Origin of the sequence: Streptomyces cavernicola (genome assembly GCF_029968035.1) — a bacterium.
GTDB lineage: Bacteria > Actinomycetota > Actinomycetes > Streptomycetales > Streptomycetaceae > Streptomyces > Streptomyces cavernicola.
In genome coordinates, this window is record NZ_JASCIQ010000011.1 from 1 (window position 1) to 17,251 (window position 17,251).

The window sequence follows — 17,251 nt, forward strand, 5'->3', positions numbered from 1 at the left end:
GAGACCATTCCCGCGCCTTGCGATCGCACGCACCGGACGCCGCGGGGCCCGCCCTTCGGGCGGACGACGGGAGAATGAAGACAGGGCCTAGGCGTCCGGGTCAACGAGCGGTTCGGCTGTCCGCTGACGCCGGTACATCGGCCCGCACGGTCGGTGCTCCGCCAGGCGCGGCCATGGTCAGCACCGGTGCGCCGAGCACCCAGAAGGTGGTGCGACCCGGCCCCGGCCCGCCGTGCCGACCGCGGCCGGCCGGCTCGGCATGGCAGGCAGCCTGGGGGAAGCGCACTGCACCGCATCGTGCCGTGCGACCGGTCACGATCACCTCGATGTCCGTGAGGTTGGCGTGGGCTGTTTCAAGAGCCGCGAACTGCATGCCCGGCAGGGGGAACGTGAACTCCAGCGCCACCTGGGAGGAGCCGCCCGCCACGCGCTCCGACGCCTGCCGTTCGAGAAGTTTCCGCACCTCGTCGGAGCGCCCCAGTACGTACCCGGCTTCGGCCGGCTCGTCGAGGCCGGCTCCTTGGCTTCGACGCACCGTGCACCGGACCACCTCGAACCAGGTGTCGCGCAGGTTCGCGGTCTGCGCCGCGAGCCATCGTTCCTCGTAGCTACGCTGCTGCTTCTCGGCCCAGCCGAGTGCGTACACCCGGGCCAGCAGCCAGAGCATCAGTGCCACACAGGACCAGTCGAGGTAGGGCCGGACAGCGGGCACCATCGCGAACTTTCCTGCCCACAGAGCCAGTAGGACGAGAAAGCCTCGCCGATTCACCCGCTGGGCCTCGGCGAAGCGCGGAGTGCGCAGCCGGACGAGCGTGGACCTGACGAACGATGCGGGCCAGGAGCCCGCCGGATACAGCGGCACGTGCAGATCGGGATGGCCCGCCACGAAGTAGCCTGGCAAGTCGGCTGTTCCGGCTGAAGTGTCCACTTCCCCCGCCCATCCCGGCCCGGTTGCTTCCCTCTGAGAACGTACCCGCAAGGCGAGCGGTGTCACTCCCGCCGACTCGATCCGACCAATGCGCGGTTCGTACATCCGTCTGTTCATGGACTATGCGTGTCGCATCGCGGTAAGCCTTTTCGTCATGGGGGACACCGGGCACGACGCGCTGCGCGCGGCCACCGCCGTCGTGCGTTGTGCTCTGTCGGCCAGCGGCTGGGGTTCCGTCCTGAGATTCGTGCGGACCGAGCATCGACAGGTCGTGCGGGCTTTCGAGGAAGTCGTCCTTCCCCTCGTCGAACAAGCGGTGCCGGAGAGCGATGTGCAGCGCACGGTCCACACCTCGCTTCTGGCCACCAGCATGAAGGTGGGACTCGCGATGTGGGGGTACGCCTCCATGGCCCGTGTGCCTTTCGACGCCGAACTGGCCGTTCTCGGAAGTTCGTTCACACGGCTTTATGACGACCTCATCGACAACTTCGAGCGGGAGAACCTCGGCTCTGACTTGCTGGCTCTCCTCACCGGTGAACCATTCCGCCCGTGTGGCCAGCTCGAAGAGCTCCTAGCCCTTCTGTACAAGGCCATCGTGGTGCGGCTCCCGCACGAGCCCGGCGACCCGATCTACGGGGTCCTGCGCGAGTTGCACGACTTCCAGCTGACTTCCCGGCTGCAACAGGGCTCCGGGCTGTCTGTGGCAGAGGTGCTCGACATCACCAGAGGGAAGGGCGGGCTGGCCATGATCGCTCTGTTCGCCCTGCTCCGCCCAGTGATGCCTGCGGAAGAGCGGGACATCCTCATGGATCTGGGGGACGTCTTTCAACTGCTCGACGATTTCCATGACCTTGCTCTGGACGAGGCTGCACACGTCACCACCAGTGTGACACTCGGCGTGACCTCCGTCGTCGAACTCGTTGGCCGCATCAGCCGTCTGCGGTCGCGCTTCATCGGCTATTACGGAACAGCCGGGCCACTGTCCGCGCAGGTTGCCCTGACCTTGATCGGTGTGCCCTTCGCGGGCCGCCGCGGACGGCGTGCAGGACGCGGCTTGGGCCCCGATGCCGCAGCTGTGCGTCTGCTCTTCTCTCGGGCAGAGAACATCCGACCTTGATATGCACCGATGCCTACGTCCATGCCCGTGCCCGAGCCGGAAAGCGGCAACCGGAACAGGCACAGATCTCGTCCTGCGGTGCGAATGCAGGTGAACGGATGGGAACGCAGGGTGGCGCACGCGGAAGACGATGGGACGGCGGAGAGAGTACGGCCGCAGTGGGGCAGACGGCAGGGGCAGATATGCGCCGCCTGCGCTGCGGTAGTGGGTGTGTTGCTGGTGTGCCACGGTGCGGTGCCCAACTCCGGTATGCGGTTGGGCAGTCTGATCGAGTCGTTCCTGCCGTGGCTCGGTGTGGTGGTCGTGGTGCTGCTCGGCTTGGCGCTGCTGCGGCGGTCCGGCGTGGCGCTGGTGGCCGTGGCGGCGCCGGTGGTGGCGTGGGTGTGCCTCTTCGGCGGGCTGCTGCTGCCCGAGGCTCAGGCGGGGCCGCGCGAGCTGGTCGTCGTGCAGCACAACGTCAGCGACGAGAACAGGGACCCGGCGGGCACGGCCCGTGCGCTGGCTCGTCCCGAGGCCGGGCGTCGGCCTGATCTGATCGCGCTGCAGGAGCTGGTGCCCTCGGCCTTGCCCGCGTACGAGAAGACGCTCGCCGCGCACTACCCGCACCATGCGGTCCGGGGAACGGTCGGGCTCTGGTCGAGGTACCCGCTGTCCGGGGCGCGCGCGGTGGACGTCAAACCCCGTGGGATCACGGAGAGTTGGCGTCGCGCGCTGCGGGCCGTGGTGCGGACGCCGCACGGTGACGTCGCCGCGTACGTCGCGCACCTGCCGTCCGTCCGTGTCCGGGCGAGCGGTCTCGCGTCCGCGTGGCGTGACGAGAGCGCCGGGCTCCTCGGCGAGGCGGTCGGCGCGGAGCGGCTGCGGAGGGCAGTGCTCCTCGGCGACCTCAACGGCACCGTCGACGACCGTGGCCTGGCCCCGCTGACCTCGCGGCTGAACGTGCCGGAACGGGGCTTCGCCTTCAGCTTTCCCGCCGCGTTCCCGGTGGCCCGGATCGACCAGGTCATGGCCCGCTCGGCGACCGTCGCCCACGTCCGCACCCTGCCCGCGACCGGCAGCGACCATCTGCCCCTCGCCGCGCGGATCGCCCTGCACTGAGGGGGAGTTGGGCCTGCGCCCACGGTTCTCCGCCGCGCGGGGGAGACGGCTGCGACCTGAGGACGATGTCCGGGACATCGAGGCCCCCGAGGATCGAGGCGTACGACAACGCCGCGGGCACCGTGCAGGCCGCACGGGCCGCCTCGAGATCGGAGCTCTCCATGTTGCTGCAGCCGAGTTTGAAGTCGAAGTCGAAGTCGCTGTTGCGGGCCGTCGCGGTCCTCGCCGTCGTGGCCGCGCTCGCGGTCCCCGTCGCCGTCCCCGCGCTCGACGGCACGCCCGTGGCCCGTACCGCCGTGGTCGTGGGTCCGGGCAACGGCGTTGTCAGTGGCGCCGATTAGGCTCCGACGGCATGGCTACCCGGAATCTCTGTGCTGTCGCACCAGCTCCGCGCACTCCCGCCGAGGACGTCGACGGGCTGCCCGAGGGCGGTGCCGCCGCCGCGCGTGCGGCCGTCGAGCGGCTCTTCCCCGGGCGGTACGCGCCCGTGGACGGCCCGCACGGAGACGTGTGCGTATGGGTGGGGACATACGGGGAGACGGTGCTGGTCGTCGGGGATGCCGTGGGGGCGGGTGAGGCGCGCGTGCCGGAGGGCTGGGGGGTGTACCGGTACGGGTTCCAGACGGTGGCGCTCGCGGCGTCCTTCGAGGTCGAGGTTGCCGGGCGGCGGCGTCTGGTGGCGCTGTCGCCCGAGTCCGTCGACCACGAGGAGGGGGCGTCGTTGCCGTTCGAGGCGGCGTTCCGGGGCGCGGTGGGGGTGGTCGACGCGGACGGGCTGTGCGTGGCGGCGCAGCAGTGGATGTTCGGTGCGCGGGCCGACGCACCGGACCCGGCGGCCTGGGCCGGCCCCGTGGCCCCGCACGCCTTCCGTCCCGCCGGGGCGGTGGCCGGGGCGGGCGGGTCCGGGACCGAGGCGGCCGTGCCCGCCCGGAACGGCAACCAGCCCGGCCGGGCCGGTCGGCCCGGCCGTTTCAGCCGATTCAGACGCCGTCTGGGCTACGGGAGTTGAGGCTCAGCGGGGCGTGTTGCGGGAGGCGTCGAGCGTCGCGCGGAGCTTGATCGCGAAAACCTCCGGTTGGCCCGGGTAGCCCGAGCTCTCGTCCGTGAAACCGCCGTGGTGGCTGGGGAAGACCGTCGCCTCCTGGCCGAGCAGTGCGGCCGCCGCGCGGGTCGTACGGCCGGTGAGGGTGTCGCCGGACTCCTCGGCCACGCCGAGCACGATCCGGGTCGGAGCGGCGGTGAGCGCCGCCACGTCCGGGCGGAGGTCGGTGACCGGCCAGGAGCGGTCGGTGAGCAGCGGGTCCTCGCGCTTGCCGTCGTCCTCGGCGGGCAGGCCGAACGCCGCCGGGTCGGGTGCGGGCTGAGCGAAGTACGCGTCGGTGAACTCGCCCTCCCAGGACGTCCATGCGACGAACGCGGCGAGGCCCGCGCCCCAGCCGCTCTTCTCGTACAGCTCGGTGACGCCCGCGCGGGCGCGGACCGCGGCGTCGGCGTCCGGGAGCAGCGTGAGCAGCGGCGGCTCGTGCGCGACGAGCGTCCTCACGTCGTCCGGGTGGGCGGCCACCAGGGCGAGTGCGGTGATCGCGCCGCCGCTGCTGCCGAACAGCTCCACCGGGCCGGCGCCGAGCGCCCCGATCAGCGCGTGCAGATCGTCGGCCTGCACGGCCGGATCGTGGTCGACGCGGCCGTCCGCACGTCTGCTGCGCCCGATCCCGCGCGGGTCGTACGTGACCACGGTCCGGTCCGGGAAGTACGAGGCCAGGGCCGCGAAGCCGGAGGCGTCCATGGGCTGGCCGACCATGAGCAGCGGCGGAAGGCCGTCGGCGGGAGGCAGCGGCCCGCGCACGTCGTAGACGAGGCGCGCCCCGGCATGCTGCAGCTCGTGCGTGGTGGCGGTGACGGTGGTGGCGGTGGAGGCGTTGTTGTCGGTCATGTACGTAGAGACTGCGGGCGGCGCGAGAACTCATCGCCGAGAACTCATCGCAGTCCGGGCCCGGACTCAGGTGCCGAGGGGGCGGCGGGGGAGCGGGGAGGAGTAGACGACGCTCGTGGTGACCGAGCCGAGCGCGCCGACGCGGCCCGAGACCTCTTCCAGGTGCCGCATGGATCGGGCCGAGACCTTGAGGACGAAGCAGTCGTCGCCCGTGACGTGGTGTGCCTCCAGGATCTCCGGCGTCGCCTCGACCAGGTCGTGGAACGGCTTGTAGTTGCCGTGCGGGTAGCGCAGCCGTACGAACGCCAGGATCGGCAGGCCGAGCCGCTCGGGGTCGACCACGGCCGCGTACCCCTGGATCACCCCGGCCTCTTCCAGGCGCCGCACGCGTTCGGTGACGGCGCTCGGCGACATGGCCACGGCGCGCGCCAACTCCGCGTAGCTGGCCCGGCCTTCACGCTGCAGGACGTCGAGGATGCGGCGGTCGGTGGCGTCCGGGGAGTACGGGGTGTGCGGGGGATTCGCGGTCATGAGCGAGAACTAGCAGGGGAATCCACGGCAGTTCAAGGGAGTCGCCGGGGATCGTCTCTTCACCGTGATCTTCGGCGACCGTAGATTTCAGGCATGAACACACAGGCCGGCTCGATCGCCTCTCCTTCCGCTCCCGGCAACCCCGTGCTGCGGGTCCCGCCCGCCGCGCCCGCGGCGGCTGTCGCCCACTTCGCGGCCTCGCTCGCCTTCCACACCGACGTGTCGGACGTCGCCGCGGCCCTTGCCGCGGAGGGCGATCCGGGTTTCGTCCTCGTCGATGTCCGCTCCACCGAGTCCTGGGACCAGGGCCATGTGCCGGGGGCCGTGCATCTGCCGACCGACCAGATCGCGGACCGGGCGAGGGAGTTGCTCGACCCGTCGACGCCTGTCGTCACGTACTGCTGGAGCCCCGGCTGTAACGGCGCCACCCGCGCGGCCCTCGCCTTCGCTCAACTCGGCTACCAGGTCAAGGAGATGCTCGGCGGGTTCGAGTACTGGGTGCGGGAGGGCTTCCGCTACGAGACCTGGGAAGGACCGGCGCGGCAAGCCGCCGACCCGCTGACCGTGCCGGTCGAGGCGGCGGACTGCGGCTGCTGAGACCTGGATGGTCCGGAGGGTTCGGAGGTTCCGGACGGCGCGGACGGTCCGGGCGGTCTGGGTGGTCCGGGCGGTCTGGGTGGTCCGGACGGTTTGGGTAGTCCGGGCGGTCCGGTGGGGCCCGAGCCCGGTTGGGGGCCCGGGAATTCCGGTGGCAGCCGGGGTGTACGGCCGTCATCATGTGCTGCCATGCCTCACCTCCCGCACCCCACGCCCGAACAGCTCCGCCGTGACCCGCTGCCGCTGCGTGGCCGTACCGCACTCGTCACGGGCGCCAGCCGGTGCGGCGGCATCGGGCACGCCGTGGCCCGTCGGCTCGTCGCGTACGGCGCGAGCGTCTATCTGCACCATCACGTCCCGCACGACGCCGCGATGCCGTGGGGTGCCGACCGGCCCGAGGACGTCGTGGCGTCCGTCCGGGGCGCGGCCCCCGATCCGCAGCAGGCCCAAGTCCTGCACGGGCCAGGCGACTTGACCGAACCGGAGGGCCCGGCGCGGCTGCTCGCCGAGGCCGCGGATGCGCTCGGCGGCCGGGTCGACGTGCTCGTCGCCAACCATGCCCTCAGCGGCGACGACGGCCCGCTCGACGCGATCGACCAGCAGATGCTCGACCGGCACTGGGCCGTCGACACCCGCTCCGTGATCCTGCTCGTGCAGGCCTACGCCCGGCTGCGGGCTGAGCTGCCGCCCCGCACGCCGGGCGGGCGCGTCGTGATGATGACGTCCGGTCAGGACATGGCGGGCGGCATGCCCGGCGAGGTGGCGTACGCGCTGCAGAAGGGCGCCCTTGCCTCCGCCACTCGCACCCTCGCCACCTCGCTCGCGGACCTCGCGGTGACCGTGAACACCGTCAACCCCGGCCCGGTGGACACGGATTACCTCACCGGTGAGGCGTACGACACGGTCGCCTCGATGTTCCCCGGCGGCCGCTGGGGCATGCCCGACGACCCGGCCCGCCTGATCGCCTGGCTGGCCACCGACGAGGCCGAGTGGATCACCGGCAACGTCATCGACTCGGAGGGCGGCTTCCGGCGGTAGCCGGGTAGGGGGCGGCCCCTTGAACGGCCCGCTCAACGGCCGCCCGCCCCCCAACTCGCCTCACAGCTTGGACAGTTCGTCCACCAGGTCGTCCAGGCCGAGGGAGCCCTGCGACAGCGCCGCCATGTGCCAGGCCTTGGCGTCGAAGGCCTCGCCGTGGGCCTTGCGGGCGTTGTCGCGGCCGAGGAGCCAGGCGCGCTCACCCAGCTTGTACCCGATGGCCTGGCCCGGCATCGAGAGGTAGCGGGTCAGCTCGGACTCCACGAAGTCGGCGGGCCGGCCGCTGTGCATGCCGAAGAACTCCTGCGCGAGCTCGGGCGTCCAGCGCTCGCCGGGGTGGAACGGCGAGTGCTCCGGGATCTCCAGGCCCAGGTGCATGCCGATGTCCACGATGACCCGCGCCGCGCGCATCATCTGCGCGTCCAGGTAGCCGAGCCGCCGCTCCGGGTCGGTGAGGAAGCCCAGCTCGTCCATGAGCCGCTCCGCGTACAGCGCCCAGCCCTCGGCGTTGGCGCTGACCATGCCGACCGAGGCCTGGTAGCGGGAGAGGCTCTCGCGGACGTGCACCCACTGCGCGAGCTGCAGATGGTGGCCGGGCACACCCTCGTGGTACCAGGTCGACACCAGGTCGTACACGGGGAAGCGGGTCTCGCCCATCGTCGGCAGCCACGTACAGCCGGGGCGGGAGAAGTCCTCCGACGGCGGTGTGTAGTACGGGGCGGCCGCGCTGCCGGGCGGGGCGATCCGGGACTCCACCTTCCGCACCGGCGCGGCCAGTTCGAAGTGCGTGCCGTCCAGGGCGTCCATGGCCTCGTCCATCAGGCCCTGCAGCCAGCGCTGCACCTCGTCCACGCCCTCGATGTGCGTACCGTGCTCGTCCAGGTGCTTGAGCGCCTCCCACGGGGTGGCCGCGCCGGGCAGCACCTTCTCGGCCTCGACGCGCATCTCGCCGAGGATGCGGTGGTACTCGGACCAGCCGTACGCGTACGCCTCGTCCAGGTCCAGGTCCGTGCCGTTGAAGTAGCGGGACCAGCGGGCGTACCGCTCGCGGCCCACCGTGTCGTCGGCGTCGGCCTCCGTCAGCGCCGGTTCGTACACCTCACGCATCCAGTCCCGCAGCTCCGCCACCGCGCGGGTCGCGGCCGCCGCCGCCGCGTCGAGCTCCTCGCGCAGCGAGTCGGGGCCGGACGCCGCGAACTGCTCGAACCAGCCCTTGCCGCCCGCCTCCCCGGACCACTCGGCGAGCTGGCCGATGAACGTGCGGGTGGCGCGCGGGCCGCCGTACAGCTTGCGGTCCAGGCCCAGGGCGAGGCACTCGCGGTACCCGGCGAGCGCGGTGGGCACCGCGCGCAGCCGCTCCGCGACCGCCGCCCAGTCCTCCTCGGAGTCGACCGGGGTCACCGTGAACACCTGGCGCACCGAGTGCACCGGCGAGCTCAGGTTGCTGACCGCGCGCAGGTGTTCGTCCGCCTCGTGCACGGCCAGCTCCGCGCTGAGGCGTTCGCGCAGGAGGCGGGCGCAGCGCCGCTCCACGTCGCTGTCGCCGCCCGGCGCGCGCTCGGCCTCCGCGAGCCGGTCCAGGGTGGCGCGGGCGAGGTCCGCGAGCGCCTGCGCGCCCGCGGGGGTGAGGTCGGGCAGCGCGTTCGAGCTCTCCCGCACCCCAAGGAAGGTGCCGGTGATCGGGTCGAGGGCGATGAGGTCATCGACGTACGCGTCGGCGACCTGGCGGGGCAGTGGGGTGCGCGTCGTGTCTGGCATGCGGCCATCCTCGTACGGCGGACCGCTTCGCGTCATTCGATTCTGCTGTGCGCATGCCCTGTCTGCTCTCGGCTATTTTTCCGTGACTTCGCCGGGATCGTCGGGTAGGGCGCCGGTTTTCGCTCCCGCCGCTGCCGGGGTTCCGGGCGCTCCCAGTGCCCCTGGCGCCCCTGGTGTCCCGGGTGGCAGGACCGGGCCGCAGTCCCAGCGCTGGAAGATCAGCCGGGTCTCGACCCTGGCCACCTCGCGCCGGGACGTGAACTCGTCGAGCACGAGCCGCTGCAGATCGGCGGTGTCGGCGACGGCGACATGTACCAAGTAGTCGTCGGGACCGGCCAGATGGAACACCGCGAGGGACTCGGGCAGCGCCCTGACCCGCTCCACGAACGGGCCGACTATCTCCCTGCGGTGCGGCCGCAGCTGCACCGAGAGCAGCGCCTGCAGACCCCGACCGAGGCGTGCCGGGTCGAGCCGCAGCTGATGGCCGAGGATCACGCCCGCGCGCCGCAGCCGGGCCACCCGGTCGAGGCAGGTGGAAGCGGCCACTCCGACCTGCGCGGCCAGATCGCGGTACGTGGTCCGTGCGTCGTTCTGCAGCAGCCGCAGAATGTGCAGGTCCACCGGGTCCAGTACGACGGAATCGCCCATCGGCCGAACGTAGCACGGGAGTTCACCACCTGACCCCGGTCGGTGTTCAGGCTCTGCGCATGGACTCCACCAGGGACACAGACGCCTTCGGCCACCGCGACACCCCCGCGGGCCACCGCCCCGGCACGACCTTCCGGGCCCTGACCACGGAGGCCGTGCACGCCGGCCGCGAGGACCTCGCCGGGCTCGGCCTGCACGCCCCGCCGCTCGACCTGTCCACCACCTACCCCTCGTACGACAGCCGCGCGGAGGCCGAGCGCATCGACGCGTTCGCCGCGACCGGGGTGCTCGACGAGGGCCCGCCCGTGTACGCGCGGCTCGGCAACCCGACCGTCGGCCGGTTCGAGACGGGGCTCGCGCGGCTGGAAGGGGCCGAGAGCGCCGTCGCGTTCGCCAGCGGCATGGCCGCCCTGACGGCGGTGCTGATGGTGCGGATCGCGGCGGGCCTGCGGCACGTGGTCGCCGTACGACCGCTGTACGGCTGCAGCGACCACCTGCTGACGGCAGGGCTGCTCGGCTCCGAGGTGACCTGGGTCGATCATGGGGGTACCCCCTGCTCGAACGGAGTTGAGAGCTTGGGGGAGGGTATAGCCGAGGCCATCCGCCCCGACACCGGTCTCGTCATGGTCGAGTCGCCCGCCAACCCGACGCTCGCGGAGCTGGACCTGCGGGCCGTGGCGCACGCCTGCGGGACGGTGCCGCTCCTGGTCGACAACACCTTCGCCACGCCCGTGCTGCAGCGGCCGTTGGAGCACGGCGCGCGGATCGTGCTGCACAGCGCGACCAAGTACCTCGGCGGCCACGGCGACGTCCTCGGCGGGGTCGTGGCCTGCGACGAGGAGTTCGCGCGCTCGCTGCGGCAGGTGCGGTTCGCGACCGGCGGTGTACTGCACCCGCTCGCCGGCTATCTGCTGCACCGGGGCCTCGCGACGCTGCCCGTACGGATGCGGGCCGCCGCCGCGACCGCCGCCGAGCTGGCTCGACGCCTTGCCGCACACCCGGGGGTGAGCCGGGTGCACTATCCGCGGATCGGCGGGGCGATGGTGTCGTTCGAGGTGGTGGGCGAGGCGCACGAAGTGATCGCCGGGGTACGGCTGATCACTCCTGCGGTCAGCCTCGGCAGCGTCGACACCCTGATCCAGCATCCGGCGTCGATCAGTCACCGGGTGGTGGCGGAGGGGGACCGGCGGGCTGCGGGGGTGGGGGAGAAGTTGCTGCGGATGTCGGTGGGGTTGGAGGACGTGGAGGATCTCTGGGGGGATCTGGAGGCTGCGCTCGGCGGGGGAGCGGGGCGGGTGGGCTCGGCCCGTACGGCGGCTGCGGGCTGAGTTCTTCTCCTACCCCCGAGCCCCGAAAGGGGCGCGGGGAACGGCGCGACCAGCCACGACGGCGCAGCAGCCGAAAGACAGCGCCGCAGGCTTTCGGGAAGGGGCGGGGTGGGGGAAGAAAGCCTCGGCTACGACGAAGCCGCACCCTGGCCCGCCCCCCACCGGCGAGGTGCTCCGCTCCGGACCCTGTGTCGCGCTGAGGCGCTCGCCCTCGATCGCCGGACGGGCTGAATGATGCGGGCGAGGCCGCAAAATCCAACCCGTCCGGCGTGTGGGATGGGGGAGCGGGGGTCCGGGGGCGGAGCGGGGTTGCCTACGACGACGCCGTACCTCGGTCTGCGCTCACCGGGGCCGACTGGAGGCGGGCCGTCACGACCAGGGTGCCCTCCTCGATCTGATAGTCCAGCGGCAGCCCCAACCCCCGCATCGCCGCGACCATCGCGGTGTTGGACGACTGCGTGACCGCGTAGACGGACTCGCAGCCCGCCTCGACCGCCAACCCGACCAGCCTGCCGAGGAGTTCGGAGCCGATGCCGCGGCGCTGCCAGTCGTCCTCGACGAGCAGCGCCACCTCGGTCTCGTCGCCGTCCCACAGCAGGTGGCCGAGCGCGACCAGGCGGCCGGAGGGCGTCTGGACGGTGAGGGTGCGGCCGAAGCGCGGGCTGAGCAGGTGGTTGAGGTAGCGGTCCGAGTCGCCGACGGGGCCGTGGTAGCGCATGCTCAGGGTCCGCTTGGAGCAGCGCGCGTGCATGGCCTTGGCGGCCTCCAGGTCGTCGATGTCCGCGCGTCGCACCGTGATGTCCGGGCCCTCGGGCAGCGTGAGAACGTCCTGCCCGCGAGGGACGCGCGGCCCGAGCCGGGAGTCCAGCTCGACGAGGGCGCGGGCCCGCGCGAACTCGGTGGGCGTGAACGGCAGATACGCCCGCTCGGCGGTGATCAGTCCGCCGGACTGGTCGCGCAGCCGCATCAGCGTGCCGTCGAGGACGCCCTCCACGGGTACGTCCGTCGCCTGACCGGACTGCGCGGCGGACTCGGCCGGGATGGAGCGGATGGTGCAGCGGCCGAGCAACTGGCGCAGGGCGAGCGGGAGTTCGGCCGCGTCGAGGGCGGTGCGGGTGGCGAGGTTCAGCATCCGGGTCGGCGCGTCCACCAGGTCGTGGGCGTCGGCGCGCTCGATCCAGGTGCCGGAGCCGCCCGCCGCCGCGACGGCCCGGGTCAGCTCGGCGGCGGTGCGCTCGTCGGGGGCGCGCAGCAGGAACTCGTCGACGGTGCCGGTGGCGAGCGGGTGGGTCTGCAGGCTGAGGATGTCGACCCGCTGCTCGGCGAGCGCAGTGCACAGCGCGGCGAGCGAGCCCGGCTCGTCCCGCACGGTGGTGCGCATCCGCCACAGCGCGGTCGGGCTGCCGGCCTCGGTGGTCCCCGCCGCGTCGTCGGACCCGGCGGCGTCATCGGTCCCCGCCGCGAGCGGGGTGCCGGTATCGCCTCCGGAATCCGTCCTCGGGGGAGCGTGTACCTGGCGCCGCGACCACCATGTGTGCAGACCGGCGGTGACGAGGAGCGCCACCGCCGAGAAGATCAGGGCGATGGGCCCCTCGGGGCCGTGCACGACGGTCTTGGCGATGGTGTCGGCGACGGCCACCGCCGTGAACAGGGCGGCGAGTTCGACGACGTCCCGCCGCCAGTGGTGCTGGGTGCGGCGGGCGCGCTTCGCGGAATTCGGATCAGTCATGTCTGCACTCTGGACCACCGGTGTTGCGTGATCACAAACGCCTTGTGACTGATCGGTTAAGAGGGCTTCTGTCCGGTTTGCCGTCGTTCTGGCGGTCCGCCCTCCGTACGGAGCCGGCTACTGCCCGACAAGGCCCGGCTGCAGCACCTTCGTGAACAGCACCTCGCCGCCCTCCTGTCGCAGCCGCACCGTCAACTCCCCGCTGTCGCCGTCGATTTCGACCTCCCCGTAGTACGGCGGCACCTCCGCGGGGGAGACGTTCGCGCGGGTCGGCGCCTTGATGAACTCCTGCCGCGGCCCGAACGTCCCGTCGAGCTTCAGCGCCGGGAAGCCGCCCGCGGCGAGCGGCCCCGAGACGAACTCCCAGAACGGCGCGAAGTCCTTGAACGCCGCCCGCTCCGGGTCGTAACTCTGCGCCGAGGTGTAGTGCACGTCCGTCGTCAGCCATACGGTGCCGGTGATCCGCCGCTGCTTGATGTGCCGCAGGAGCTCCGCGAGCTGCAGTTCACGGCCGAGCGGCGCGCCCGGGTCGCCCTGCGCGACGGCCTCGAAGTTCGTCTTGCCGTCCGGTACGACGAGCCCGAGCGGCATGTCCGACGCGATCACCTTCCACACCGCCCGCGAGCGCTCCAACTCCCGCTTGAGCCAGTCGAGTTGCTCGGCCCCGAGGATGCCGACCGGGTCCTCGACCTGCCGGCCGGGCGAGTTGGCGTTGCGGTACGTGCGCATGTCGAGCACGAACACGTCGAGCAGCGGGCCGTGCCGTACGACGCGGTGCACCCGGCCCTCCCGGTCCCCGGTCTGCAGCGTCGACACCGGGAAGTACTCGCCGAAGGCCCGCAGGGAGCGTGCGGCGAGCACGTCGACGTCCTTCTCGGTGTACCGCTCGTCGTCCAGGATCTGGCCCGGGTACCAGTTGTTGCGCACCTCGTGGTCGTCCCACTGCACGATCGACGGCACCTGCGCGTTGAAGCGGCGCAGGTTCTCGTCGAGCAGGTTGTAGCGGAAGTTGCCGCGGAACTCGGCCAGGGTCTCGGCGACCTTGGACTTCTCCTCCGTCGTGACGTTCCGCCACACGCGGCCGTCGGGGAGCGTGACGCTCGACTGGATCGGCCCGTCGGCGTAGACGGTGTCGCCGCTGCACAGGAAGAAGTCCGGGTTCAGGCGGCGCATCTCCTCGAAGACGCGGTAGCCGCCGCGCTCCGGGTTGATGCCCCAGCCCTGCCCAGCGATGTCCCCGGACCACAGGAACCGCACCCCGTCGGACCGCCGTGCGGGCGCGGTGCGGAACGTGCCGGTCACGGGCTCGCTGCTGCGCCGCGGGTCGTCCGGGTCGGCGAGCGTCACCCGGTAGTGCACCTGCTCGCCGGGCGGCAGTCCGCGCAGCCGCGTCGTACCGGTGAAGTCGCTGCCCGGCCCGAGCAGCGGGCCCTGCCGGCGGACGGGGTCGCGGAACGACTCGGTGGCCGAGGTCTCCACGAGCATCCGCGCGGGCCGGTCGGAGCGCACCCAGACGAGCCCCGAGTCCGCGCTCACGTCACCGGCCTGCACGCCCCACTCGGCGCGCGGCCGCCCGGACAGCGAGAGCGCGGGCGCGGCCCCGCCGAGCGCGGGCAGCGAGAGCGCGGCCGAGGCGGCGATCGAACCACGGAGTACGGCACGACGGCCGGGGGAGTTGCTCGGCAGACCTTGCGACATCGATGCGCCTCCTGTGACGGCTACGACGATCCAGGCAAGGGGCGGCCGACGCCGGCCGGGCGCCCCCAGGTGCCCGCACGGTACTAGCTGGAGGGCCGCAGGTCTGCGGTCATGGATGACGAGAGGTTGAACCGAGGGTCACAAGATCGTGCCGCGCTGTGCCCGCGCACGGGCGCCGGAGCGCCGCGAAGGGCGTTGCGCGCGGTCGGCGGCGGCGCGTGCGTTCCGGCGTGTGAAGCAGTGCGCGAGGATCGCCGCGACCAGGACGCCGGTGCCCGCGGATGCCCAGGCGACCAGGGCGATCCGGGCCGTCGCGGGCTCGGCGGAGCTGTCCACGCGGATCACGGCGACGAGCCCGAGCGCGCCGAGAAGCCCGAGCACGGACGGCTGCGCGAGCCGCGGCCGGACCCGGCGTGGCGGGCCGAACACGGAGCGGAGCGGGGAGGGGGTACGGAGAGCGCGCATGAGGTGCGCCCGCCTCAGGCGGCGCGGCGCTGCTCGCCGCGCACGGCGGCAGCCCACTCGACGACGAGCCGGTCATAGGCCACCCGCTCATCGGCGGACAGCCGTCCGCGGGCGCGCGCCCACAGCGCACGGATGTCCGCGTTCACCGACGCGGCCGAGCGCGGCGTTCTGCGGTACTTGGGGAAACTGGCCATGTCCGCCAGAGTACGGAACACCCGTGTCAGGCCGACGTAAGCCGGAAGCCCCGGGGTGAAGGCCTCAACTCGGGCACGGCGCCATGGAGTTGGAGCCGTGAACGGCCCATCGGGGCCTGCCCCCACGGCCCTCGGGTGAGCCGACTCACAACTCCCGCCGCCCCGTGCCCGTCCGCCCCGTGCCCGCCGCCGCGACGCCGCTCGCCGCGTCAGTACGGGCCTGTCGGCGGGGTCGGCGGCCGGCCCGGCCGTCAGCGGCTCGTGTCGAGGATCACTCGGGCCACCAGGGCCGGGTCGTCGTTCATCGGCACGTGCCCGCAGCCGGGCAGCCGGACAAGGCGCGCATCCGGCATCGCGTACTTCGCGCGCACGCCCTGGCGGCGAAGGAGCAGCCGGTCCTTGGTGCCCCACGCCACCGTGACCGGCAGGCCCTGCACGTCGTCGCGGAACACCACGTCGCGGCCGGCGGTCAGGGTCTGCTCGAAGCCCGTCGCGTCCCGCAGCGCGAGCGTCTCCGCGACGACCGCCTCCGGCGAACGGCGCCACGGGCGCGCGTAGATGGTGCTCGTCAGGGCCAGGCGCCCCGCCGCCGTACGGGAGAGCCGTTCGATCGCGGGCAGTGGAAGCAGCCGCGCGCCCTGCCGCATGCCGAGCAGCACACCGAAGGCGTACCGCCGCTCCGCCTCGCTCCAGAACCCGCCGGGGGAGAGCGCCGTCACCGAGCGCGCCAGCTTCTCGCGGCCCAACTCCAGGGCCAGCAGGCCGCCCAGTGAGTTCCCGGCGACGTGCGGCACGCCCACGCCGAGCTCGGCGCAGAGCCCGCGCAGCGCGGCGACCACCGTCGGCAGGTCGTACGGCGCCCCGTCGGGCAGCGCGGGGGAGGCGCCGAAGCCCGGCAGGTCCACGGCGATCACGTCGCGCTCGGCGGCCAGGATCTCGAACACCGGGTCCCAGGCCTGCAGATGGTGCCCGATGCCGTGCAGCAGAAGCAGCGGCTCGCCCGCACCCGCCCGCTTGTACGCGACGGTCACGGGGCGCGGTCCGTGCGGGGTGTCGATGCCGAAGGAGGCCGAGGAGACGGTGGACACGGAGTGCGCGGAGGACGCGGTGGCGGTCATGCTGCTCCCAGTTTCGTAGACAGCTTGTCAGCAACAATTACCGCCGGGTAGCCCGGAGTTCAAGCCCCCGCCCGCCGTCCGCGGTGCGACCTGCGACACCCCTGGCGGAACCGCCTGGACAGCGTACCTGAGACGGCCTTGGATGGGGCACGTGGCCACCGACACCGCGACCGTCGTCTTCGAAGAACACCGCCCGGTCCTCACCGGCGTCGCCTACCGCATGCTCGGCCGCGTCGCCGACGCCGAGGACGTGGTCCAGGACGCCTGGCTGCGCTGGTCCACCGCCCGGCACGACGAGATCCGCGAACCCCGCGCCTACCTGGTGCGGATCACCACCCGCCTCGCCATCGACCGGCTGCGCCACGTTCAGTCCCGGCGCGAGGCGTACGTCGGCCCCTGGCTGCCCGAGCCGCTCGCCACCGACTTCGGCGCCACCGTGCCGGACACCGCCGAGCGGGCCGTGCTCGCCGAGTCGGTCTCCCTCGCGGTCCTCGTGGTCCTGGAGTCGCTCTCGCCGCTCGAACGTGCGGTGTTCGTGCTCCGCGAGGCCTTCGGCTTCCCCTTCGCGCAGATCGCCGCGACCCTGGAGCGCTCCGAGGCCGCCGTACGCCAACTCGCGGGCCGCGCCCGGAAACACGTCGAGGAGCGCAGGCCCCGCTTCGACGTCGACCCCGCCGAGCGCCGCGACCTCACCGAGCGCTTCCTCACCGCCGCGACCGACGGCGACCTGGACGGCCTGATGCGGCTGCTCGCGCCCGACGCCCGCCTCGTCGGCGACAGCGGCGGCAAGTCCAAGGCGCCGCTGCGGGTCCTGGAGAGCGCCGAGAAGGTCGGCCGGTTCATGGCGAGCGTCGCTCCGCAGGGCGTGCCGAACCCCGAGGTCCGCGTGCTCGAACTCAACGGCGGCCCGGCCCTGTTGGTCCTCTCCGACGGCAAGCCCGACAGCGTCCTCCAGGTCGACGTGGTCGACGGCCGCATCCAGTGCGTCTACATCATGCGCAACCCGGACAAACTGGCCTCGCTCGCGGACTGATCTCTCGTACGGGCCCTGCTGGAGCGCCTCGGAGCCCT

Annotated in this window: 18 protein-coding genes; 8 read left to right on the plus strand and 10 right to left on the minus strand. The window is 72.5% G+C overall.

Annotated features, from left to right (window positions below; translation table 11 throughout):
* Window positions 1-100: 100 nt before the first annotated feature.
* The gene (locus tag QIS96_RS12270; RefSeq protein WP_282542540.1) at window positions 101-928 is read right to left on the minus strand and encodes a hypothetical protein; all 828 of its coding nucleotides are present in this window, start codon (window positions 926-928) and stop codon (window positions 101-103) included.
* Window positions 929-1,016: 88 nt separating this feature from the next.
* Here QIS96_RS12270 and QIS96_RS12275 point away from each other — a divergent pair, with 88 nt between their 5' ends.
* The 4 genes from QIS96_RS12275 to QIS96_RS12290 all read left to right on the plus strand — a co-directional run bounded on the left by QIS96_RS12275 (window position 1,017) and on the right by QIS96_RS12290 (window position 4,152).
* The gene (locus tag QIS96_RS12275; RefSeq protein ID WP_282542541.1) at window positions 1,017-2,045 is read left to right on the plus strand and encodes an isoprenoid biosynthesis enzyme family protein; all 1,029 of its coding nucleotides are present in this window, start codon (window positions 1,017-1,019) and stop codon (window positions 2,043-2,045) included.
* 84 nt (window positions 2,046-2,129) lie between these two features.
* Window positions 2,130-3,143 (plus strand): endonuclease/exonuclease/phosphatase family protein, encoded by a 1,014-nt coding sequence (locus QIS96_RS12280; RefSeq protein WP_408907168.1) that lies wholly within the window; start codon window positions 2,130-2,132, stop codon window positions 3,141-3,143.
* 65 nt (window positions 3,144-3,208) lie between these two features.
* The gene (locus tag QIS96_RS12285) at window positions 3,209-3,484 is read left to right on the plus strand and encodes a hypothetical protein (RefSeq protein ID WP_282542542.1); all 276 of its coding nucleotides are present in this window, start codon (window positions 3,209-3,211) and stop codon (window positions 3,482-3,484) included.
* An 11-nt stretch (window positions 3,485-3,495) separates the two neighbouring features.
* Entirely contained in the window at window positions 3,496-4,152 is a 657-nt protein-coding gene (locus QIS96_RS12290; protein WP_282542543.1) for a hypothetical protein, read from the plus strand.
* Window positions 4,153-4,155: 3 nt separating this feature from the next.
* Here the strand turns inward: QIS96_RS12290 and QIS96_RS12295 are convergent, their stop codons facing one another.
* The gene (locus QIS96_RS12295; protein WP_282542544.1) at window positions 4,156-5,076 is read right to left on the minus strand and encodes an alpha/beta fold hydrolase; all 921 of its coding nucleotides are present in this window, start codon (window positions 5,074-5,076) and stop codon (window positions 4,156-4,158) included.
* Window positions 5,077-5,142: 66 nt separating this feature from the next.
* A complete protein-coding gene (locus tag QIS96_RS12300) occupies window positions 5,143-5,607 on the minus strand; it encodes an Lrp/AsnC family transcriptional regulator (RefSeq protein ID WP_282542545.1) in 465 nt (154 codons plus the stop codon).
* Between the two features lie 93 nt (window positions 5,608-5,700).
* On the opposite strand from QIS96_RS12300, the gene QIS96_RS12305 reads away from it, so the two are divergent.
* Both QIS96_RS12305 and QIS96_RS12310 read left to right on the plus strand, forming a co-directional pair.
* Window positions 5,701-6,204 carry a rhodanese-like domain-containing protein gene (locus QIS96_RS12305; RefSeq protein WP_282542546.1) on the plus strand — a complete coding sequence of 168 codons (504 nt, stop codon included), beginning with the start codon at window positions 5,701-5,703 and terminating at the stop codon, window positions 6,202-6,204.
* Between the two features lie 189 nt (window positions 6,205-6,393).
* Window positions 6,394-7,242 (plus strand): SDR family oxidoreductase, encoded by an 849-nt coding sequence (locus QIS96_RS12310; RefSeq protein ID WP_282542547.1) that lies wholly within the window; start codon window positions 6,394-6,396, stop codon window positions 7,240-7,242.
* A gap of 60 nt (window positions 7,243-7,302) precedes the next feature.
* Here QIS96_RS12310 and QIS96_RS12315 read toward each other — a convergent pair whose 3' ends face one another.
* Complete coding sequence (locus QIS96_RS12315; protein ID WP_282542548.1) at window positions 7,303-9,000, minus strand: DUF885 domain-containing protein; 1,698 nt, start codon at window positions 8,998-9,000, stop codon at window positions 7,303-7,305.
* Between the two features lie 72 nt (window positions 9,001-9,072).
* Complete coding sequence (locus tag QIS96_RS12320) at window positions 9,073-9,648, minus strand: Lrp/AsnC family transcriptional regulator (protein ID WP_282542549.1); 576 nt, start codon at window positions 9,646-9,648, stop codon at window positions 9,073-9,075.
* Between the two features lie 59 nt (window positions 9,649-9,707).
* On the opposite strand from QIS96_RS12320, the gene QIS96_RS12325 reads away from it, so the two are divergent.
* Window positions 9,708-10,976 (plus strand): trans-sulfuration enzyme family protein, encoded by a 1,269-nt coding sequence (locus QIS96_RS12325; protein WP_282542550.1) that lies wholly within the window; start codon window positions 9,708-9,710, stop codon window positions 10,974-10,976.
* A 313-nt stretch (window positions 10,977-11,289) separates the two neighbouring features.
* On the opposite strand, the gene QIS96_RS12330 is transcribed toward QIS96_RS12325, so the two are convergent.
* The 5 genes from QIS96_RS12330 to QIS96_RS12350 form a co-directional block, all read right to left on the minus strand.
* A complete protein-coding gene (locus tag QIS96_RS12330; protein WP_282542551.1) occupies window positions 11,290-12,705 on the minus strand; it encodes a GNAT family N-acetyltransferase in 1,416 nt (471 codons plus the stop codon).
* Window positions 12,706-12,822: 117 nt separating this feature from the next.
* On the minus strand, window positions 12,823-14,403 hold the full coding sequence (locus tag QIS96_RS12335) for an alkaline phosphatase D family protein (protein ID WP_282542552.1): 1,581 nt from the start codon (window positions 14,401-14,403) through the stop codon (window positions 12,823-12,825).
* Window positions 14,404-14,541: 138 nt separating this feature from the next.
* A complete protein-coding gene (locus QIS96_RS12340) occupies window positions 14,542-14,868 on the minus strand; it encodes a hypothetical protein (RefSeq protein ID WP_282542553.1) in 327 nt (108 codons plus the stop codon).
* A gap of 14 nt (window positions 14,869-14,882) precedes the next feature.
* Window positions 14,883-15,062: a hypothetical protein gene (locus tag QIS96_RS12345; RefSeq protein ID WP_282542554.1), complete on the minus strand. Its 180-nt coding sequence runs from the start codon at window positions 15,060-15,062 to the stop codon at window positions 14,883-14,885.
* Window positions 15,063-15,313: 251 nt separating this feature from the next.
* On the minus strand, window positions 15,314-16,180 hold the full coding sequence (locus QIS96_RS12350; protein WP_282542555.1) for an alpha/beta fold hydrolase: 867 nt from the start codon (window positions 16,178-16,180) through the stop codon (window positions 15,314-15,316).
* Between the two features lie 151 nt (window positions 16,181-16,331).
* On the opposite strand from QIS96_RS12350, the gene QIS96_RS12355 reads away from it, so the two are divergent.
* Complete coding sequence (locus QIS96_RS12355) at window positions 16,332-17,213, plus strand: RNA polymerase sigma-70 factor (protein ID WP_282542556.1); 882 nt, start codon at window positions 16,332-16,334, stop codon at window positions 17,211-17,213.
* Window positions 17,214-17,251: the final 38 nt, after the last annotated feature.